Here is an 18,450-nt window from a genome sequence, read left to right on the forward strand (position 1 = left end):
AATAGAAGCAACAAACAACAATAGAATGATAAATATACTTATCTTCTTTTTCATGTTGTTTCCTCCTTATGTGAGACACTTTTTTTAGTGAAGAAATATCTTATATTTGAATGGCGCATTATAACTGAAAGAATTAAAATAATGCCAATTACTACATTAGATTGCTCATTTGTTAACCCCGTCATCTGTAATCCATATTGCATGATTCCAATAACGATACTGGCAAGAACGGTTCCTACTATACTTCCTTTTCCACCAGTAATAAGGGCACCGCCTAATACAACTGCTGTAATGACTGGTAAAATTGCTTCATTTCCTAAATCTGCTCGAGCTGATCCAAAATAAGCAGTTAGGAATATTCCCCCTAATCCACCTCCTAACCCCGAAAGCATATAGGCAAAAATGACAATGCGCTTCGTTTGAATTCCAGAATATTTAGCTGTTTTTTCATTTATACCTGTTAAAACTACATATCGACCGTATTTTGTATGCCGCAAGAGAATGGAGAACAAAATTGTCATAATAAGAAGTAACCAAAATAAATTCGGAATCCCTAATAATGCTCCATTTGCAAGTTGAACATACGAATCTGGCAACCCACTAATCCCTTCATATCCGGTTGCTTTAGATCCTCCTGAAATGACAAGAGCAATACCAGAATATAAAAACATTGTTCCTAAAGTTACAACCAATGGTTCGACAGTTGTCATTTGAATAATAAGTCCGTTTAAAAAACCAGCTAGTATACTTATGACAAGAGCAATCATTACAGCAATAACAATAGATATCCCATTCATCCACAATACACCAATAAGAATAGATGTAAGTCCCATAATTGATCCAACCGAAACATCGATTCCGCCTGTCATAATGACAAGTGTCATCGGTATCGCAGCAATTGTAATAAAAATAAAATCGTTCATACTAAACAATAAATTTCCTATATTAAAAAAATCAGCATTTAATAGGCTAAAAGCGATAAACTCGGTGAATAACAAAAGAAGGAGTGCTCCCTCCCACTGAAAAATCCAGCGAAAAGATTTCATATTTCAACCTCCCTTTGCTCCTGTTTCCTCCATTTTTGCACTACACTATCTAGAATAATAATGAGTAATAATAAAAATCCTGAAATTGCGTTGTTCCAAAAGGCTGGGATTTTCAAATATACTAATGAACTACTAATCACCTCTAAAAACAATGCTCCTAAAGTTGCACCAAAAACTGATCCAGTACCACCTTTTAAACTAATACCTCCGAGCACTGCAGCAGCGATTACTTGCAGCTCAATTCCTGTTCCTGTTTGATTCGGTACAAATCCAATATTCATAACAAATAAGCATCCAGCAATCGCAGCGGTTATTCCTGAAATCATAAAGGCCAAAATTTGCACTAACGCTACTTGAATCCCAATCAATCTTGCACCTTCTTTATTATCTCCTACCGCATAAAAATATCTTCCAAACGATATCTTTGTTAAAAAAAGATAAGTGGCTATTAACAAAAGTCCAATGAACCAAACCGTTATAGGAATCTCTAACCATGTTACAGAAGACAATTTTTTATAGTCGTATGGAATATCTTCAATCCATTTCCCTTCTGTATATATAATCATCAAACCTCGAATAATACCGAGCATACCGAGAGTCATAATAATTGCCGGGACACGAAATTTTGTCACACCTACACCATTTACAATTCCAATAAACGCACCAAGTAAAAGTGTAATTATAATTGCATAAAAAGAGTTATTCCCACTCTTCAAAAACATTCCGCATGAAGCAGCACATAACCCCATTATCGATCCAACTGATACATCAATATTTTTTGTAAATAATACAAACGATTGACCAATTGCAAGAACAATTAAAATAAGGCTTGATTTTAAAATAATCGAAAAAGAATCGAATTGAAGAAAATCTCGATTTATCATACTAACAAATATAATATAAAGAACTAACAGCCCTACAATAGAGGTTTCACGCATTTTGAGTGCATATGTAACATATTTCATTCTTTTGAAACCTCCTCTCCACCATAAGCAGTACGTGTAATGCAGTCTAATGAAATTTCTTTCTGTTCTAAATGTGAAACGATATTACCATTTCTCATTACATACACACGATTTGCTAAATTCATAATTTCTTCTAAATCTGAGGAGATCAATAATACAGCTAATCCATTTTCTCTTAGTTTATTAATTGTTTCATATATTTCTAGCCTCGCCTTTGCATCTATACCGCGCGTTGGTTCATCTAAAATAATGAGTTTTGGCTCGCAAGCGAGGTATTTTCCTAACACTATTTTTTGTTGATTCCCTCCCGACAAAGATTCTATTCTTTGGTTTGTATCATGAACCGTAATTCGAAATTTTTTAATATACTCGTTCGTTAAAGCGCTTTCTTTTTCTTGTTTTAAAAAAAATGTACTTAAACGATATAAGAGGACAGAAGTCATATTTTGCTGAACAGAAGCAATTGAGAAAATTCCATGCCCCGCTCGGTCTTCAGGTACATAGATCATTCCTGCATCAATTCTCCTTTTTGTTGTCCACGCTGTAATTTCTGTCTTCTCCAATAGTATATTTCCTGCTGTTACAGATGTAATACCATATAATGCTTCAGCTAGTTCCGTTCTTCCCGCTCCCACAACGCCTGCAATTCCAACAATCTCTCCTGCTTTTACTTCTAGTGAAATATCTCGAAATTTATGACTAGATAAACCATTCACTTGAAGTACTCGTTTTAACGCTGCTTTTTCTCTGTACAGATTCTCTTCCTTTTGCATTTCCTGGTATCCTTCCGGTAATAATCCTTTTAACAACATATCGTAAGTAAATTCATTTACCTTACCTTGATTAGAAATTACCCCATCACGTAAAATAGCTACTTGATTTGCAATTGCAAAAATTTCTGGAAGCCTATGTGTAATATAAATTATTCCAATTCCTTGTTCACTCAAATTTTTCATTACAACAAATAGACTTTTAATTTCGTTTGCTGTTAACGTCGATGTAGGCTCATCTAAAATCAGAATCTCTGCCTCTCTTATTAATCCTCTAACTATTTCTACTAATTGCTGCTGGGCAATAGACAACAATGACGCATGTTTCTCTAGCTGTAAATTCCAGCCAAGTTTCCTCATAAGTACATCTAATTTCGTCCGAAGCTGTCTCTTATTTTGCTTCATACCTAATAAAATATTTTCCTCAATAGTCATATTCGGAAAAATAAGCGGTTCTTGCGGAACTAAATAAATACCATTTCGATGAGCTTCAGATGGATTAAAAAATGTAACAGGTCTCCCTTTTATTTTGATTTCTCCTTCATCATATGTGTACAATCCTGTCAATATCTTCATAAACGTTGACTTTCCAGCCCCGTTACCACCAACTAATGCAAAAATATCCCCTTTCTTTACTGTTAAATCGATTCCTTTTAGTACTGGTTGCTGTAAGAATGATTTTTTTACATTTTTAACTTCCAATAAAGGAAATGGTTCCAAACTTCTTTCACCTACCTTTAACACGAAACAATTTTTCAAGCTCTAATGTTTTTCTCTACTTGTTTTGTAGCATTGTATATCTTTTTCTTCATATCTAGAACTTATCTTTCTCAAGTAATTTCCAACTGCTGACGGTATAAATAAAAATTTATATACATATGTTGAAGAGATGGCAAGCATGATGTAGCTAAACTTTGAAGAAAATTTGTGAACGAAAGCTGCTTGGCATTATTACAAAGATCATCTGATCAAACAAGAAGTTGTCTCCTTACTACATATATCTAGAAATAAGGTTGTCCGTTTACTATACCATTTTACTTTTTCGACATATCAGTCACTGCTATGCAGAATACAGCATGACCCGTACTCGCTTTATCCTTTTGTTTTAAACCTTGCATGTGGCAAAAAAGGCCCTGACCGCTTCTATGCATGACCAGATGCTCTCGTCCGCTTAAAAAGAAAGAGGGTTTTTATGTCGATTTTTTAATTTGTATTTATATAAAGAAGGAACGGACTGAAGGAGCGTGGAATATAATGGCTGCTCTATTAGCTTATGATGCCGGAACTGGTAGTATCCGAGCTGTCTTATTTGATTTACAAGGTAATCAACTTGCTGTTAGTCAACGAGAATGGGTTCACATAGAAAACTCCCGATATCCGGGTTCAATGGATTTTGATGTAAAGGAAAATTGGAAACTTATTCAAGACTGCACAAGAGATGTACTACAAACCAGTGGGATTCCTCCTTCTTTTATTCAAGGAATTAGTGCAACAAGCATGCGCGAAGGATTTGTTTTATATGACAAGAATGGTACTGAAATTTGGGCGTGTGCCAATGTTGATAACCGTGCGGCGGCGGAAGTTACACAACTTAAACAAATACGATCTCACCTTGAACAAGATGTATATACAATATCAGGGCAAACATTCGCTCTAGGTGCATTACCAAGATTAAAATGGATTGCGAAACATCAACCTGACATTTATGAAAAAGCACATTCTATTACAATGCTAAACGATTGGATTTTATATAAGTTGTGCGGTGTATTACAAATGGATCCTTCCAATGGATGTACGACGGGAATTTTTAATTTACATACTAGAAATTGGGCTCCAGAATTAATAGAGAAATGCAACCTCTCATCAGTACTCTCACCGAAAATAAATGAAGCCGGAACTATTATTGGAAACGTAACAAAACAATGCGCAGCAGAAACTGGATTATTCGAAGGAACGCCTGTTGTTACTGGAGGCGGAGATGCACAAATGGCTTCTCTCGGTTCTGGAATTGTCAAGAGCGAGCAAACATTTATTTGCGGAGGAAGCTTTTGGCAACAAGAAGTAAATATAAGCAATCCTGTACTAGATCCAAACGCTCGCATTCGTGTAAATTGTCACGTTCTTCCTACTCTTTGGCAGTACGAAACAATTGCCTTTTTTCCCGGTCTTGTTATGCGCTGGTTTCGGGACGCTTTCTGTCAGGAAGAAAAGCAACGAGCAAAAGAACTAGGTATCGATGCTTACGAATTATTAGAGGAACAAGCAAAACATGTCCCAGTTGGATCACACGGTATCATTCCGATTTTTTCTAATGTTATGAACTATATTTCTTGGCGACATGCATCTCCCTCTTTTATAAATTTAAACTTAGATTCTGAAAAGTGCGGGAAGAAAGAAATGTTTCGGGCAATTGAAGAAAACGCAGCTTTCGTAACATATGGAAATTTAAAGTTAATTGAAGAATTAACGGGACAATTCCCGAAAGAAGTAACTTTTGCCGGAGGGGCTTCAAAGGGAAAACTATGGTGTCAAATTGTTGCTGATGTATTAGGCGTTCCTGTAAAAGTACCAGTGGTCAAGGAAGCAGCTGCTTTAGGAACAGCAATTGTGGCGGGGATTGGTGTCGGTATTTATCATTCAATGGAATCTATTTCCGAACAATTTGCAAAATGGGAAACAACTTATATACCGAACAATGAAAATCATAAACAATATCAAAAGCTATACAAAAACTGGAAGGATGTATATCAGCAGCAACTCCAATTAGCTGATCAAGGATTTACTTCTCATATGTGGATTGCACCCGGCGCTCTGTAAATTGTTACAAAAAGGAGTGAAAAGTATGTTAAAGGTGAATGAAGAAGATTTCTCCTATCGCTTCGGCGATAATGGACCAAAATATTTAGTAAAGGGCCCTAATATTGATATAGGTGTAGTTGTCATTAAACCTGGGCAAGATTTTCAAAATCATTATCATACAACTTGCGAAGAAGTTTTCTACGCATTAGAAGGTGAGATAGATTTCTATATTAATCACGTAAAAGTTCCTATTAAACAAGGCGACGTCTTACAAGTTCATCCTCATGAATCTCACTATCTCATCAATCGCTCTTCTCAAAATTTTAAAGCGCTCTTTATTAAATCGCCTCATTTACAAGAAAAAGATACTGTACAAACAGAAAATCCAAACTGTAATTAAGGAGTGATACCCTATGACTTGGGGATTTCAAAATCGCCTAAACACTATTTTGCCTGATGGAAAAGCAGTTATGTTAGCAATTGATCATGGTTACTTTTTAGGACCCATTCATGGATTGGAACAGCCTCATGAAACAGTAAAAAGCTTACTTCCATATACCGACTCCCTCTTTTTAACGAGAGGCGTTCTTAATTCTTGTATACCTGAAGATTGTAAAACCCCTATGGTTCTTCGTGTATCAGGTGGTGCGACTGTAGTTGGAAAAGATCTTGCGAATGAAACAATCGTTACACCAATAAAAGAAGCTTTGCGTCATAACGTAGCTGGCGTGGGCGTATCTGTCTTTATTGGATCTGATTATGAAACACAAACTGTAACAAACCTTGCTAATGTTGTATCTGAAGCGCATGATTACGGCTTACCTGTACTCGGAATCACCGCAGTAGCAAAAGAACTTCAAAAACGAGAAGCACGTTTTTTGGCGTTAGCTTCACGTGTATGTGTTGAAATGGGTGCCGATATCGTTAAAACGTATTACTGTGAAGGCTTTGAAAAAATCACAAGTACATGTCCGGCTCCAGTTGTGATTGCAGGTGGGCCAAAGTTAGACACAATTGAAGCGGTGCTTACGATTACATACAATGCACTGCAAGAAGGGGCAGTCGGTGTCGATATGGGGCGGAATATTTGGCAATCTGAACATCCGGCTGCGATGATTCAATCGATTCATGGTATCGTAAAAAATAGATTAAATGTAAAAGAAGCTCTAGAATTATATAATACGATTATAAGTTAACCATTCAGATAGCATTTATGTTCACAATATAAGAACAAGTAATTTGCTTTATCCAAATTACTTGTTCTTTTCTAATTTCATATATTTTCTTACTTGTTGTATCAATCCTGTTGTCAATTTTCCCCTTTCTCCTCCGACATCTCAATAACTCTATCTAATTTCTTCTCAATTTCAACTAAAGAAGCTCTTTGACTAGATTGATTGATGAGTCGTGATCATATAAACGCTCCCAACGAAACAAAAAATAATACAATTAAACCGAAAAAGAGAATAATAACAATGATATTTATGATTGAAAAATGGTCTACCATCCTATCTATCCTCCTATTTCTTCTTAATTATTAGGGTATGTTAGTTTTTATTATTAATATTCTACTTAAAAGATCATTAAGTTAAGAGGTTATTCCCTTACAAAACTTTAATGTTGAGTCTAATTTTTCTTTCTCTTTCAGCAAGTCCATTAATTGACAAGCAGCTACTGCAAACTCTGCAAATGCAGTACCTTTTGCGGTTATTATTGTGTCTTCCACTTCAATATCTGTTCCTGTATATACCGATGTTTCAAACAGGGCTTTGTTATTCTCATATGTATGCTGAAGACACGTAAATTTTCTATCGTTAAGTACTCCTGCTTTTCCCAACAAAATGGCGGAAGCACATATAGAAGCAATGGGAATATGTAAGTTAAAGGCGTTCATTAATGTCTCACTAACAATTCCCTTATCTACTATTTCATGAACACCATCTCCTCCAGAAATAAGGACTAGATCAAATTCATTTACTGTAATTTCAGATAAAGAAGCTTCGACTTGAGTCCATAACCCACCGATACTTTCTACTGGTTTACCATCTACAGAGACGGTAGTAATTTTTGCTTTACCCACTTTTCTAAGCAAAAATAATGCGTGAGCTATTTCGAAATCAGCATATTGTGGATAGGCAAGAAATAATACTTTTTTCATACGATAATCCTTCTCCTTTACACTTGTTATTCAATTACTTATAAAACCTTAAACATTCCTATCAAATACTTTCAGACTATTATCTGCTCTTAAATTGCGAAGGTTTTCATTATCAAATTATTAGAATAGTCAATATAAAATCTTGTATAATGAAAGCAGTAATAAAAATCTACTATATCGGACGGTGTTATATATGAATGAAACTCTTACCTTACAAGAATACTCTTTTAATTATCAATCTCAAATTTTAGATTTAATCCTTTCCATCCAACAAGATGAATACAATATTCCTATTTCAAAAGAGGATCAACCTGATTTACTTAACATAGAAAGCGTTTACCAATCTGGTAACGGTAACTTTTGGGTTGCACTTTATCAAGGAGAGGTTGTAGGCACTATCGCTCTTTTAGATATTGGCAATCGTCAAGTAGCATTGAGAAAAATGTTTGTGAAAAAAGAGTTTAGAGGCAAAATATTTCAAACAGCTAGTCTTTTATTACATAATGCGATTGCATGGGCAAAGACAAAAGAAGTGAAAGAAATATACTTAGGAACGACGTTACAATTTGTCGCGGCCCATAAGTTTTATGAGAAACATGGTTTCGAAAATATAGAACTTAACAAGTTACCTACCAATTTTCCTATCATGCAAGTAGACAAAAAGTTTTATAAATACATCGTTTCCTAACGAAAAGACAATCTAAGACCTGAAACTAAAGGTTTAGATTGTCTTTATTTTTATGTGTTTAACGTACTTTTTGAAGTAATGTCGCCCATTCTTCTTTTAACAAAGAATACATAATCGCATCGTGCATCACATCATTTTGAATCATATATTTTCGAAGTAACCCTTCTTCCGCAAAGCCTACTTTTTGTAATAATTTACGGGATAATTCATTTTCCGGGTACACAACTGCTGAAATTCTCTCAAAATAAAGTGTTTCAAACCCATATGTAAGAATTGCTTGTAGTGCTTCTGTCGCATATCCTTTTCCCCAATACGTTTCATCAAGTTCATAGCCGATTTCAGCTCGTTTATGTCTGTTATTAATAAGATGAAAACCGCACGTTCCAATTAGTTGATCTGTTCCTTTTAATACAATTCCCCAGCGAAATGCAGAACCTTCTTCATATCTGTTCCTAAAATTTTTGATGACGTTTTTTACTTCTTCAATATTTTGAAACGAATCCATTCCAAAATATCGAATAACAGGTTCTTTTATAAAATATTGAAACATTGTATCTGCATCAACTAACGTTAATTCTCTTAACTGCAAACGATCTGTTTCTAAACTAGGAAATCTTTCCATTCTCTTTCCCCCTTAATCTAATGAACTGCAAATTTCAATAAAATTCCCGTCTGGATCAGAAACGTAAGAAACGGTTTATCCCCATGGCTTTATAACAGGCTCTACTAATACTGTTACACCATGTTTTTTTAGCGTATGTATTGTTTCATTCACATCACCAACCACAAATCCAATCTCAAATGTAGATGATTTTGATAACGTCTTCGGAATTGATAATCCCGTTAACTGTTGAACACTTTCTCTACTATTGATTGCCAAAATTGTGGAACCTGTATCGAACTCAACATATGTACCGTGCTCCCCCTTTATTGGTAACTGTAAAATATCACGATAAAAACGGATGCACTCCTCATATTGCTTCGCATATAAAGTGAAACTTCCATCAGTGGAGAGTTTTTTCATCTCCCACTGATGGAAAGCCCGTCCAATCGGGCTTTTACGGGCAGTTATCCCCCACCTATCTTTTTTAGAAAAGCGGAAGCGGCACGCTCAGAAGCGCAGGACGCCCATGTCCCTGACAAAGAGGCGCTTTTTGCCTCGTCGGAGGGGGCGAAACGACCGGAGGTTCTAGCCGCTAGAGCTGGACAACGTTTCTCTCTGAATCTTGAGGTGGGAGTCTTACTGCCCACGAATAGCGGGATAAAATGATATATTTCATTTGAAGTTTCGCGTTTCTCCCCCTCCTTCACATCCTTTCTACATTTGACAAGAAATACAAAAATCCTTTAATTTTTTCATGAATAAACATCCCTATAGTTACAAATGCTAACAATGGAGGTGTGTTAAGATGGAACCAATGCTTTGTCCAAGTTGCAAAACGAACCGTACACGATTCAACATTATTGAACAATCAGTAAAACCGGTAAAATTAAATCCACAGACTGGTCAGATTGAAGAAGAATATACAAATGATAATATAAGTGCATTTCATATGGCTTACCAAGGTCCTACATACCGTGTACAATGCGCTGCGTGTGGATTAATTGAAAACCCAGAGCAATTTATTAAACCCGCACAAAATCAATCTTTTTAATTGTTAAAATAATGCTGCCCCCAAAGGTTATTATTACACAACTTTGGGGGCAACTTCTTTTATTCCTTCTCGATACGTACAAAAAATTGTTGTCATTTTTCTTGCAGTATTCACAGATAAATTATCTTTGCACATTCATTATTATTTAATGTGTAGAGATGAGTTGAATCTTTTCAAAGAATGCTTGTAATCGTATAAATTCTTCTTCATTTCCACGTGTTGTAAAAATTTCTTGTTCCTGATGAAAAACAACAATAGCAGGAAACGTTTTAAAAAGCGCAAATACATGCTTCGTTTCTTTTATTTTATTAATTTGATGAAAAGGTATTTGTAATGAAATCGGGAGCTTTCCAAATATTTCACCGTAAAATAATAACTGCTGTTCAGTATAAGCTAAAATACCTTTCACAGGAATAGGATTTGCATTTGGTGTTCCTACTAAACCAGACATTCCATTTTGCATTTCGTAATAAGCTGAGGTCATTCCTTGTATATTTTCAGTTGAAGATATCCTCTCTTGAAATTCTTTCATTGCTTGTTCTTTTAGACCCATGTTTATCACTCCATTAATTAAGATGTATATGAAATATTTTACTAGAAAAGAGAAAATAAATATGGATAAAAATGTTACTTATTGACTGAAAATTTTCATCCTATATATTTATCTAAAACATCCCTTCTTCTTCGAAAGCCAATCTTCCCATGCATCTTCATGCTGTTTCACAAAGAGCGGCGGGAATTGGTCAATTGGAAAATACTTAAGCTCTAACGTTTCATTACCATCTGTTTTTAACGTTCCGCCTACTGTCTTGCATTGAAAAAAGAACACAATCGTCTGCGCTTGATCTCCATTTGGGTATTCATCGTAATATTTCGTATACACGCCAATTAAATGTTCAACTGTTACTTTTAATCCTGTTTCTTCATATACTTCACGAATGGCTGTTTCTTCAGCAGATTCACCAAGTTCCATCGCACCACCAGGAAAACCCCACGCATTTCTATCTCCTCGTTTTTGCAGAAGCACTTCGCCTTCTTCGTTACAAATAAGTCCACCTGCAAAATTAAGAAAGATTCGTTCAGACCCAACTTTCTCTCGAATAAAACGAATATAATCCAGCTTTTTAGTCATATACATCCCCCTATATTACTCCATACATTTTTCTAAATCGTACCAAATAAACATGATATAATCATAATATACAGAAAGGACTGAATACAATGTTAACATTACGAGATACAGTAAAAAATCTACTCCATGAAAATGAAACGATCCTTTATCACACACAATGTTCTCTATCTTTATTTCTACATAAAGGACCATCTGTACCGGGAGTTATACTAACAACAAATAAAAGATTGTTGTTTATATATAAAGAAAAAGATACCTCTAATCCTACACGATATGAAGAATACATTTACAAACATATTGAGGAAGTAAAAGAACACCCTTATTTTTTCAGCTTTCACATCGCTATTTACTACAACAATGATTGGGTACAATTTCGAGATATCTATGATAAAAATGCAAGAAAGCAACTTTGTTCCATTATACAAAAGCAAGTTACAAGTAGCCCTATATCCTAAGGCTACTTATTTATGTATCTCTTCACTAAAACATGTTCTACATTGTAGTATAACGAAAAATAGTTTTATTTTTTAGAAAATTTTGTTAAAATATTCAAAAAGATTGTACCGGAAAGGAAGAAACAAATGATACATAAATTAAAAGAAAATATCTCTTCTGTTTTTGTCGGAAAAGAAAATGTGATTGATCTCCTCTTAGTTTCTTTATTAGCAGATGGACACGTCTTATTAGAGGATGTACCTGGAACAGGAAAAACATTGCTGGCAAAAACAATTGCGAAAAGTATTGGCGGGCAATTTTCACGTGTACAGTTCACACCTGATGTATTACCGAGTGATGTAACGGGTATTGAATACTTTAATCCGAAAACAAGTGAATTTGAACTGCGCCTTGGTCCTGTTATGACAAATTTATTATTAGCAGATGAAATTAACCGTGCGATGCCACGTACGCAATCGAGTTTATTAGAAGCGATGGAAGAAAGACAAGTAACACTTGAAAAGCAATCCACACTTCTTCCGAAACCATTTTTCGTAATCGCAACGCAAAATCCAATTGAATCACAAGGAACATTCCCTCTTCCAGATGCTCAGCTTGATCGCTTTTTAATGACCGTTTCGATTGGTTACCCTTCTCCAGAAGAAGAGCTACAAATGATGCGACGTTTTCGAAAGAATAAACCGTTAGACGCTCTTCATCCGGTCATCTCACTAGAAGATATAATCCAATTACAAAATAAAGTAAAAGATGTTCATGTATCGGAACCTTTGGAAGACTACATCATCAAACTCGCTAACGCAACTCGTAATCATGATTTTATTGCAAATGGAATTAGTCCGCGCGGAACACTCGCTTTAGTGAGGGCAATTCAAGCTCTTGCCTTTTTACGTAATCGCGAATTTTGTACACCAGAAGACGTACAATTTCTACTTCCTTACATTTGGAAGCATCGTATTATTTTATCTATGGAAGGCGCTCTTCGTGCGACAAAACAAGAGATGATAGAAGCAATTTTGAAAGAAGTTGATGTGCCGGTGGAGATTGAGCAAACATGAATGGTCAACGTCTCGTCTCCGTCCCATTAGTATTTCAAAAACATATCGTTCAATTAACGATTCCAATTGCCCTGTTGTTCACATTTTACTTACCGCAATCACTTATCATATATCCATTTCTGTTTTACTATATATTTTCTTTTTTTATTTATCGATATGTGACTTACATAGAGAATCACTTTCAAATTATCAATAAGAAACAAACAACAAGGCTATTTCCTGAAGAAAACGGACAACTATCCGTTATGTTACAAAATGAAGCAAAATTACCGCTAGTGAATGGAAAATGTTTTTTTCATATAAATCCATCGCTCGTTATGCAACCAAGCAACAGTCTAGATCAAATATCAAAAACGCTCTTTTCTTTCCCATTTTCACAACGCGCTCGCTCACAGAACATATGGGATTTAACGTTCACAGCGACAAGACGAGGCGTTTTCCAAATTGAACAGTTTGAATGCATCATTGGTGATCCCTTTAACATCATTCAAGTTCATTTACCAATTATGCATAAATTAAAAACAGAAATTATTGTCTATCCTACCCCGAAGCAAGTTGCAGGGCTACAAGAAATACAGCAACTAGTACTAGGCTCTTACAGAACAAATTTTTCTTTTTTTCATGATGAAACGTCCATTGTCGGAGTAAAACAGTATGAAAGGGAATCATTTCGTGCCATCCATTGGAAGGCATCAGCAAAAATGCAAAGTTTGCAAGCTAAGCAATATGAAGCAGTAAAAAATTACAGCTGGACAATTTGTATCTGCCTTGCCTCAGATCGAGGACTTGGATGGAGAGAAAATATGGAAGACTTGATTTCTTATGCAACATATATTTGTCAAATTGCAACAGAAAAGAAAATTCCCTTTGAATTATTTATTAGTATTTTAGTAGCAGATGGACCGCTGCACTTGACGTTGAATGATGGTCCCACGCATTATGCAAAAGTATTGGAAGAACTTGCACGTATTTCAGAAGATAGTACATTACTGCCGCGAGATGGTTTTCTGCATTATATGCTGCGAAAAAGAGCGAGGTCGTCTACACTATTTTTCCTTGGCGTCCCTAAGCACCATATCCCTCATACAATGCAGCCAACATATATTGTTCACGATGAAGGAGTGGTGGAACAACTTGAATACATGGCTACGGTACGTTAATAATTTTATTCTTCTTCTCCTCCTTTCCTTATTAACTGAAAAAGGAGAAGTTGTACACATAGTTTTGTTTCTTCTAGTCAGTCATATTTGCTTGCTGCCTATTATGAAAATTAGTAAAAAGAAAAATAGTTGGCTTACAGCACTATTTATTCTACAAGTCATTGTTTGCTATTGGTTGGCGTTATTTTCTTCTATAAGTTCCGTATTATTGCCGTTTTTCTTTTTTCTTATGTACGCAAAAGATGATGTTTCACCCTTCCATAAATTATTAGGAGCATTTCTATGGTCTTTTTGTTCCTTTCTCCTCCATATGCAATTTCCATCCATATGGGAAATAGGATTACTTATTTTGTATACACTTCTAACATTATGGATTACAAGTTTTAATCGAAACCAACAAATGTTGCGTTTGTTCTCAATTACAGCTATCGGGATTTTGGGTTTTTTATTCATCCCCATACTCTCTTACGTACGAACTGGTATCGCTTATGCTCTGCAATGGATTGCTTTAGGATTAGGATATATTTTAAACCCACTATTTCTATCGGCTGAACGGAAGCAGAAAGATGATTCTTTGAATCTTAATTTAGGTCAGGGTAATTCGCCGCCTCCACCGGTTCCAGAAAAAGAATATGATCCATTCATTTTACAATCTATTACCATCCTTATCATAGTAGTTGCTGCCATATATGTGATTCGGAAACTATATAAGAGGCGTCATGAAATCAAATTTGGGCGTATGTCTTCCTATGACCCTATCGTTGTTGGTCCAGAACAAGGAAATATACAAAAGCGAAACCGAAAGTTACGACCACCAAACAATGCAATTCGCAAAGAAATTTTTAAACTTGAAAAAAATTAAAACCGCCCTTAAATCGGCAACGTGGTGAAACAGTGGAACAGTGGATGGAAAGACTTGGCACTGAAGAAGACATATATATTCAGTCCAACATTATTATAGAAGCATATAGTACTGCCAGGTATGGAGAGAAAGAAGATAACACCCTTCTTCAGCAATTCAAAACAGAAGCGCATACATTATATAACTACAAAAAGGTAGCTAATAAGAAAAAATAATATAAAAAGCTTTCAAGACCTCCATGAAAGCAATGTAAAAAATAAAGGAGAGTATGCATTAGTCATTTACAACATGTGCTCTCCTTTATTTTATTAAGTGAAAACTACCATCATTATTTTTTTGTTTATTGCTGTCTAAATTTAGAAATTAAGATTTAATCAAAACATGCTCTAATTTATTATCTTTCTCCTTCTAAAATAACAGCCACTAAAAAAAGAATGAATTTCCCTACAATTCCTCTTGCGTAATTCCTTTCTTGTAGTTAGAATGAATTATAGTTAGGTAATCTAATTAAAGGAGTAGACATAAAGAAAATGCGTAAGAACGGAAAAGGAACATATTCAGATGATACCTTACCAAGATTGGGTATTCACCCTTATTTAGACCTTATTAATCACTCTGCATCATCAAGTACAAACCGTAATGATGCCTCTATGGGCTTAATCATGTTATGGTTAAGCGATAATATCTTAGATGTAATGGATCAAGAGTTAGCTCAATTCGGGATTACAGAAAGCAAACTTGATTTGCTAATCTTAATAACTCTGCATGATAACAAAGTGATAACTCCTTCAGCAATAGCTGAACGTTTAGGAATTAGGCGGGCATCTGCAACTTCTATGATTGATTGGTTGGAAAAAAGAAACCTTGTTACACGAAAACCCAGCTCGTTTGATCGTAGAAAAATCTATGTCAGTATTACCGAAGAAGGCCGTACGTTTGTTGAAAAAGTATTGCCAACATATTGGTCCGTTTGTGCCTCTATTTTTGATGAATTAGATCCTACTGAGCGCCAAGTATTTGAGAAAATCATCAAGAAATTAAATGAAAATATGCAAGTACGACTTGGAGTTGGGCGATAAATAACAATTAACAGCTACCTATCCAAAGCGATAGTAGCTCTTTTTCAACTATTTAATTAGGTTATCTAACTATAAGTTAATATAATTAAAATAAAGGTGAAGGTGATTTTATGATCGCGATCGATTTTGAAAAACAGCACAACTATAATCTTATGACACTCATATTATGTTGGACTGGAATGGTTGTTATGTCCAGTTTATATGTAAGTATCCCACTCATTACCATGTTTAGTGATAATTTTCATGTTTCTCTATCGCAAGCAGCTACAACTTCTAGTATATTTTCAATAGGTTTTGCTAGTGGATGTTTTATTTACGGTGCGATTTCTGAAAAATATGGCCGCAAAAACGTTATATGCATTGGACTAATTTCTTTAAGTGTCATTTCATTACTGCTTGGAATGGTTCATTCTTTCTCATATATTGTTATATTAAGAGGTCTACAAGGTTTAGCTGCTGCAACATTTTCACCAGTAGCGTTAGCGTACACACTAGAAGTATTCCCTAACGAAAGAAAGGTTGGTGCTGTTGGTTTTATTAGTACAGGATTCCTCGTTGCCGGAATCGTCGGTCAAGTGTTTAGTGCTTACGTAAGCCAACAATTTCATTGGCAATTTGTTTTTTACTCCCTTTCTGCAGTTTATATTCTTACTGCATCAATAGTGTTCTGGTTACTACCAACAAGTATAAGTCATAATCAAAAGAAAAATATTTGGGAGCCAATGAAGCAACTCGGCATTGTCTTTACTAATAAAAATCTAATATTTAGTTACGTAATAGCGTTTGTTCTACTCATGTCTTTCGTTAGTATGTACACCACCTTAGGACAATATTTAACTAATCTACCTTTCAAAATGAACAATCACGAACTTCTTTATATTCGTTCATTCGGGGTCCTAGGAATGATATTGTCTCCACTAGCAGGTAAATTAGCAAAACGTTTTAGCGTTCTGTTTGTACTTCGGTGGGCGCTACTTCTCTCCATTTTCGCCCTAGCTTCGATGGGCTTTCTTACAAACATATTCTTTTTAACAGTAATGAGTATAGTCTTTGTAAGTGGCATTGCACTCTCCGTACCTTCTTTAGTTTCTCTTGTTGGTCAATTAGGAGGTAAAGCTCGTAGTATTGCAATATCAATGTACACAGTCATTTTATTTGCTGGAACAAGTTTTGGTCCAATTATCTCTTTTACATTTATGAAAGCTTTCAGTTTCACTACGACGTTTATTCTATTTGCAGCCATACTCGGTCTAGGCTTACTTGCAGCTTGTCTCGTTAAGCATGAAAATTCACCAATAGTTGAAGTGAAATAAAGAGATTTCCGCTACTTTTAATATGTAATGATTCATTCCATCACATAAAAAAGAGGATACCTTTATATCCTCTTTTTTATCATACATTTCCCTATTTCTTTACGCTGTCACAATATGTTCCACACACTCAGGTAAATGTTTGAGCTTTGTTTTTAAAAAGGCCGGTTGTGTATTAAACAGATGTAATTCTTCTATTGATACCCACTGAAATTCAAACTCTCGACCACCATCTTCTCTTATAAAAGAACCCGTTTTCGGAATAACGCAATCTTCTAAATGAGTTTCATAGTAAAAACCAATTTCATGAAACTTATGATTATCATATGTAAAAAACTTCTCCACAATCCAGATTAATCGTTTTACATTTGCATTCGCTTCTAATTCTTCTTGAAGCTCTCTTTTCAAAGCAGACTCACTACTTTCCAGCATTTGAACTCGTCCGCCAGGTAAACACCAAAAATTATCTCCCTTCCCGCGATGAAGAAGAACCTGTCCATTCTCTATACATACTGCCACTACGCGATAATTAAAACGTTTCCCATCCTCTGTAAAAACAATATCCATCCCGATTTCCTCCTCATATCTATCTGATCAATAAAAAACCCACAAATTCCATTATAAGAAATTTGTGGGTTTTTTCCTAATTATTCCGCAAAATTTTTCGCAACTTCTCTCGCTTGTGCAATTGCTTTTTCTTTAATACTCTCTGCTTCATTCGGCATTTGATTCATACCTTCTACAAAAATAGATTGCACATCTGTAATTCCAACAAAGCTCATAATGGCCCGAAGATAACGATCTCCAAATTCCATTTCTTTTGCTGGTCCTTCTGAGTATATACCACCGCGTGCTTGAATATGAACGGTCTTTTTACCAGATAACAAACCAACAGGACCCTCTGCTGTATACTTGAATGTTTTTCCTGCAATACAAATTGTATCAATATACGCTTTCATAAGCGGTGGAAAACTAAAATTCCACATCGGTGTTACAAATACATATTTATCCGCTTCTACAAATTGATCTGTTAATTTATTAATTGCAGCGACCTTACTTTGTTCTTCAGCAGAAAGATTTTCAAACGCTGTCCCTTGTTGTAGCTTTCCCCATCCACTAAATACATCCGCATCAATGTACGGAATATTAGTTGTATATAAGTCAAGTTCAATAATTTCATCATTTGGAGCCTCGTTACGATATACTTCTAAAAAAGCTTGTCCAACTGATAGTCCATATGATTGATCTGGTGTTTTTGGATTTGCAGTAATGTATAAAACTTTGTTCAATTGCGATCTTTCCTTTCGAAATATAA

Annotated in this window: 21 protein-coding genes and 2 pseudogenes; 13 read left to right on the plus strand and 10 right to left on the minus strand. The window is 35.2% G+C overall.

Going from position 1 to position 18,450, the window contains the following annotated elements:
* Positions 1-50 precede the first annotated feature (50 nt).
* Genes ACIGHG_RS19130 through ACIGHG_RS19140 form a run of 3 tightly spaced genes read right to left on the minus strand, consistent with a single transcriptional unit; the run spans position 51 to position 3,501 of the window.
* Positions 51-1,046 carry an ABC transporter permease gene (locus tag ACIGHG_RS19130; protein ID WP_336473001.1) on the minus strand — a complete coding sequence of 332 codons (996 nt, stop codon included), beginning with the start codon at positions 1,044-1,046 and terminating at the stop codon, positions 51-53.
* Positions 1,043-2,011 (minus strand): ABC transporter permease subunit, encoded by a 969-nt coding sequence (locus ACIGHG_RS19135; protein WP_336473002.1) that lies wholly within the window; start codon positions 2,009-2,011, stop codon positions 1,043-1,045. The genes ACIGHG_RS19130 and ACIGHG_RS19135 overlap by 4 nt, the downstream gene beginning before the upstream one ends.
* Entirely contained in the window at positions 2,008-3,501 is a 1,494-nt protein-coding gene (locus ACIGHG_RS19140; RefSeq protein WP_336473003.1) for a sugar ABC transporter ATP-binding protein, read from the minus strand. Before ACIGHG_RS19140 ends, ACIGHG_RS19135 begins: the two co-directional genes overlap by 4 nt.
* 205 nt (positions 3,502-3,706) lie before the next feature.
* Between ACIGHG_RS19140 and ACIGHG_RS19145 the strand changes: the two are divergent.
* The 4 genes and pseudogenes from ACIGHG_RS19145 to lsrF all read left to right on the plus strand — a co-directional run.
* Positions 3,707-3,808 (plus strand): annotated as a pseudogene (locus ACIGHG_RS19145) (sugar-binding transcriptional regulator); the annotation flags it as partial.
* Between the two features lie 227 nt (positions 3,809-4,035).
* The gene (gene lsrK / locus ACIGHG_RS19150) at positions 4,036-5,598 is read left to right on the plus strand and encodes an autoinducer-2 kinase (RefSeq protein ID WP_396549976.1); all 1,563 of its coding nucleotides are present in this window, start codon (positions 4,036-4,038) and stop codon (positions 5,596-5,598) included.
* 25 nt (positions 5,599-5,623) lie between these two features.
* Complete coding sequence (locus tag ACIGHG_RS19155) at positions 5,624-5,980, plus strand: cupin domain-containing protein (protein WP_336473005.1); 357 nt, start codon at positions 5,624-5,626, stop codon at positions 5,978-5,980.
* Positions 5,981-5,993: 13 nt separating this feature from the next.
* Positions 5,994-6,776, plus strand: a complete 783-nt coding sequence (gene lsrF / locus ACIGHG_RS19160; protein WP_396549978.1) for a 3-hydroxy-5-phosphonooxypentane-2,4-dione thiolase — start codon at positions 5,994-5,996, stop codon at positions 6,774-6,776.
* A gap of 392 nt (positions 6,777-7,168) precedes the next feature.
* Here the strand turns inward: lsrF and ACIGHG_RS19165 are convergent, their stop codons facing one another.
* The gene (locus tag ACIGHG_RS19165) at positions 7,169-7,738 is read right to left on the minus strand and encodes a DJ-1/PfpI family protein (RefSeq protein ID WP_396549980.1); all 570 of its coding nucleotides are present in this window, start codon (positions 7,736-7,738) and stop codon (positions 7,169-7,171) included.
* A gap of 193 nt (positions 7,739-7,931) precedes the next feature.
* Between ACIGHG_RS19165 and ACIGHG_RS19170 the strand changes: the two genes are divergently transcribed.
* The gene (locus ACIGHG_RS19170; RefSeq protein ID WP_336473009.1) at positions 7,932-8,426 is read left to right on the plus strand and encodes a GNAT family N-acetyltransferase; all 495 of its coding nucleotides are present in this window, start codon (positions 7,932-7,934) and stop codon (positions 8,424-8,426) included.
* A 58-nt stretch (positions 8,427-8,484) separates the two neighbouring features.
* Here ACIGHG_RS19170 and ACIGHG_RS19175 read toward each other — a convergent pair whose 3' ends face one another.
* Both ACIGHG_RS19175 and ACIGHG_RS19180 read right to left on the minus strand, forming a co-directional pair.
* Positions 8,485-9,048, minus strand: a complete 564-nt coding sequence (locus tag ACIGHG_RS19175) for a GNAT family N-acetyltransferase (protein ID WP_336473010.1) — start codon at positions 9,046-9,048, stop codon at positions 8,485-8,487.
* Between the two features lie 12 nt (positions 9,049-9,060).
* Positions 9,061-9,450 (minus strand): annotated as a pseudogene (locus ACIGHG_RS19180) (VOC family protein).
* A gap of 385 nt (positions 9,451-9,835) precedes the next feature.
* Here ACIGHG_RS19180 and ACIGHG_RS19185 point away from each other — a divergent pair.
* Positions 9,836-10,081 carry a DNA alkylation repair protein gene (locus ACIGHG_RS19185; RefSeq protein WP_090914988.1) on the plus strand — a complete coding sequence of 82 codons (246 nt, stop codon included), beginning with the start codon at positions 9,836-9,838 and terminating at the stop codon, positions 10,079-10,081.
* A 145-nt stretch (positions 10,082-10,226) separates the two neighbouring features.
* Here the strand turns inward: ACIGHG_RS19185 and ACIGHG_RS19190 are convergent, their stop codons facing one another.
* Together ACIGHG_RS19190 and ACIGHG_RS19195 are read right to left on the minus strand one after the other, a co-directional pair.
* Entirely contained in the window at positions 10,227-10,634 is a 408-nt protein-coding gene (locus ACIGHG_RS19190) for a hypothetical protein (protein ID WP_336473011.1), read from the minus strand.
* A gap of 108 nt (positions 10,635-10,742) precedes the next feature.
* Complete coding sequence (locus ACIGHG_RS19195) at positions 10,743-11,213, minus strand: NUDIX hydrolase (RefSeq protein WP_336473012.1); 471 nt, start codon at positions 11,211-11,213, stop codon at positions 10,743-10,745.
* Between the two features lie 89 nt (positions 11,214-11,302).
* Here ACIGHG_RS19195 and ACIGHG_RS19200 point away from each other — a divergent pair, with 89 nt between their 5' ends.
* From ACIGHG_RS19200 to ACIGHG_RS19230, 7 genes are all read left to right on the plus strand, one after another.
* Complete coding sequence (locus ACIGHG_RS19200) at positions 11,303-11,668, plus strand: PH domain-containing protein (RefSeq protein WP_396549984.1); 366 nt, start codon at positions 11,303-11,305, stop codon at positions 11,666-11,668.
* A gap of 126 nt (positions 11,669-11,794) precedes the next feature.
* On the plus strand, positions 11,795-12,724 hold the full coding sequence (locus ACIGHG_RS19205; protein ID WP_396549986.1) for an AAA family ATPase: 930 nt from the start codon (positions 11,795-11,797) through the stop codon (positions 12,722-12,724).
* Positions 12,721-13,884 carry a DUF58 domain-containing protein gene (locus ACIGHG_RS19210; protein WP_336473015.1) on the plus strand — a complete coding sequence of 388 codons (1,164 nt, stop codon included), beginning with the start codon at positions 12,721-12,723 and terminating at the stop codon, positions 13,882-13,884. The genes ACIGHG_RS19205 and ACIGHG_RS19210 overlap by 4 nt, the downstream gene beginning before the upstream one ends.
* Positions 13,859-14,746: a DUF4018 domain-containing protein gene (locus ACIGHG_RS19215; RefSeq protein WP_396549988.1), complete on the plus strand. Its 888-nt coding sequence runs from the start codon at positions 13,859-13,861 to the stop codon at positions 14,744-14,746. Before ACIGHG_RS19210 ends, ACIGHG_RS19215 begins: the two co-directional genes overlap by 26 nt.
* A gap of 32 nt (positions 14,747-14,778) precedes the next feature.
* Positions 14,779-14,961 (plus strand): hypothetical protein, encoded by a 183-nt coding sequence (locus tag ACIGHG_RS19220; protein ID WP_396549990.1) that lies wholly within the window; start codon positions 14,779-14,781, stop codon positions 14,959-14,961.
* Positions 14,962-15,276: 315 nt separating this feature from the next.
* Positions 15,277-15,825: a MarR family winged helix-turn-helix transcriptional regulator gene (locus ACIGHG_RS19225; RefSeq protein ID WP_336473017.1), complete on the plus strand. Its 549-nt coding sequence runs from the start codon at positions 15,277-15,279 to the stop codon at positions 15,823-15,825.
* A gap of 110 nt (positions 15,826-15,935) precedes the next feature.
* The gene (locus ACIGHG_RS19230; protein WP_336473018.1) at positions 15,936-17,138 is read left to right on the plus strand and encodes an MFS transporter; all 1,203 of its coding nucleotides are present in this window, start codon (positions 15,936-15,938) and stop codon (positions 17,136-17,138) included.
* A 99-nt stretch (positions 17,139-17,237) separates the two neighbouring features.
* Here the strand turns inward: ACIGHG_RS19230 and ACIGHG_RS19235 are convergent, their stop codons facing one another.
* Together ACIGHG_RS19235 and ACIGHG_RS19240 are read right to left on the minus strand one after the other, a co-directional pair.
* The gene (locus ACIGHG_RS19235; RefSeq protein ID WP_336473019.1) at positions 17,238-17,702 is read right to left on the minus strand and encodes an NUDIX hydrolase; all 465 of its coding nucleotides are present in this window, start codon (positions 17,700-17,702) and stop codon (positions 17,238-17,240) included.
* An 80-nt stretch (positions 17,703-17,782) separates the two neighbouring features.
* Positions 17,783-18,424 (minus strand): FMN-dependent NADH-azoreductase, encoded by a 642-nt coding sequence (locus ACIGHG_RS19240; RefSeq protein ID WP_336473020.1) that lies wholly within the window; start codon positions 18,422-18,424, stop codon positions 17,783-17,785.
* Positions 18,425-18,450: the final 26 nt, after the last annotated feature.

This window comes from Bacillus sp. NPDC077411, assembly GCF_044543425.1.
In the GTDB taxonomy this organism is placed as follows: domain Bacteria; phylum Bacillota; class Bacilli; order Bacillales; family Bacillaceae_G; genus Bacillus_A; species Bacillus_A bruguierae.